This window comes from Amycolatopsis sp. NPDC047767 (assembly GCF_040704195.1).
Classification (GTDB): domain Bacteria; phylum Actinomycetota; class Actinomycetes; order Mycobacteriales; family Pseudonocardiaceae; genus Amycolatopsis.
This window is the reverse complement of record NZ_JBEYSJ010000085.1, coordinates 1-1,567: the sequence shown is the minus strand read 5'-3', so window position 1 is coordinate 1,567 and position 1,567 is coordinate 1. Positions and strand designations below refer to the sequence as shown.

At 74.2% G+C, this 1,567-nt stretch carries 1 protein-coding gene; it reads right to left on the bottom strand.

All coding sequences use genetic code 11. The annotated features are described in order from the left end of the window. Nucleotides 1–138: 138 nt before the first annotated feature. On the bottom strand, nucleotides 139–1,356 hold the full coding sequence (locus AB0878_RS49380) for a glycosyltransferase family 1 protein (protein WP_366590652.1): 1,218 nt from the start codon (nucleotides 1,354–1,356) through the stop codon (nucleotides 139–141). Between the last annotated feature and the right edge of the window lie 211 nt (nucleotides 1,357–1,567).

The window sequence follows — 1,567 nt, the reverse complement described above, 5'->3', positions numbered from 1 at the left end:
CGGTGAGGCGGCCGGCCGTCAGCGGGTGATCGCGCGACAGGACGCAGACGAAGCGTTCGGTGAACAGCGGCTGCCAGCGCAGGGGGCCGATCGCACCGCCCGATCCAGAAGCCGGCGCGATCTCGCGCTGTGGTGGCGTCAGTCCGCCGTGGCCAGGGTGACGTGGTTTTCGGGGGGATGCGTGCGCGGCGCGAGCTGGGCGCGTTCGTCGAGGACCTGGCGGTAGTGGGCGATCAGGCTGTCGCCGGCGGCTTCCCAGGTGTGGCGGAGGGCGAAGGACCGCGCGGCCGCGCCGAAGGTGGCGCGTTGCGCGGGCGACTCGACGAGGCAGCGCACGGCGTCGCGCAGGGCGGTTTCGTCGAGCGGCGGTACGAGGAAGCCCGTCCGCCCGTGCTCGACGAGGTCGAGCGGGCCGCCGGCCGCGGGCGCGACCACCGGGAGGCCGCTGGCCATCGCCTCCTGGACGGTCAGGCCGAAGGTCTCGAACGGCCCGGTGTGCGCGAAGACGTCGAGTGACGCGTAGATGCGCGGGAGCTCGTCGCCGACGCGCATGCCCAGGAACGTCGCGTCGGGCAGCGCCGTCCTCAGTCGGGGACCGTTAGGGCCGTCGCCGACGACGACCACCCGCACCCCCGGCAGGCCGCAGACGCCGCGCAGCAGCTCGACGTGCTTGTCCGGCGCGAGGCGGCCGACGTACCCGACGAGGACCTCACCGTTCGGCGCGAGCCGGCGGCGCAGGTCCGGATCCCGGTGCCGCGGGTCGAAGCGCACGGCGTCGACGCCGTGGGGGAGCAGGTGGATGCGCGGGATGCCCTGCTCCTCCAGCGCCAGCTTCGACGCGCTGGAGGAGACGATCGTGCGATCGGCCGGCCGGTGGATCCCGCGCAGCCGGCGCCACACGTACTGCGAGCCGCCCGGCACCCGGGGCGCGTAGGACCGGCAGTAAGCGGCGACGTCGGTCTCGTACACCGCGACGATCGGCACCCGCCGCTTCAGGGCCGCCCGCACGGCGTGCGCGCCGAGCAGCAGCGGGCTCGACAGGTGCACGACATCAGGCCGGTGCGCGGCGATCGCGCGGCCCACCACGCCGGTCGGCAGCGCCATTCGCACGTCCGGGTAACCCGGCCACGACAGCGCGGGCGCCCGGACCACCGGGGAGTCCCCGCTCTCCGTGTCGTTGCCCGTCCGCAGCCCGGCCGGCGCGGTCGGCGCCACGACCAGCGGCGAATGACCACGCCGTACGAGGTGCTCCGCGGCCCGCGACGCGGTGTGCGCGACCCCGTTGACCTGCGGCGGGTACGACTCGGTCACGACGAGGACCCGCAACGAAGATCCCGCGCTCTGCGTGGACGTCATTCGGCTGATCCAAACCCATGACACCCACCGCACATCCCCGGGAACAACACCCGAACACGAGGTTCCCACCAGACAACGCGCTGAACCATCCGAAGTCGCCCCCACCGCGAGATCGCGCCGGCTTCCGGATGGGGCGGTGCGATCGGCCCCCGGCCGATCCGACCGCGCCCAACCGCAACCCGCCCCAAAGCGCTCGACCACCCCCCCGCGG